Genomic DNA, 228 nt, shown 5'->3' on the forward strand with positions numbered 1-228 from the left:
TCAAGAGCTTCGAGGACCGGTATTCGTCGGCCAATATCCGCACGCAGAATGCGCGCGCCGTGCTCATCGCTGCGTACAAGGCACTCTCGCAGATCCGCGAAGGCATCGTCGTGCCGCTCAATCCGCCGTCGAGTCCGGGGCTGGGCACGACAGGCGGCACCGAGCTGTGGATCCAGAGCAAGGGCGATGCGACGATCGCGCAGTTCGCGGCCGTCGTGGACGACTTCG

1 protein-coding gene is annotated in these 228 nt (G+C 65.4%); it reads left to right on the forward strand.

The genetic code is table 11. From position 1 onward, the window contains the following. On the forward strand, nucleotides 1-228 hold a 228-nt coding region (locus tag SB822_RS61660), incomplete at both ends, for a hypothetical protein (RefSeq protein ID WP_410859744.1).

Origin of the sequence: Paraburkholderia sp. SIMBA_054 (assembly GCF_046534875.1) — a bacterium.
In the GTDB taxonomy this organism is placed as follows: domain Bacteria; phylum Pseudomonadota; class Gammaproteobacteria; order Burkholderiales; family Burkholderiaceae; genus Paraburkholderia; species Paraburkholderia hospita.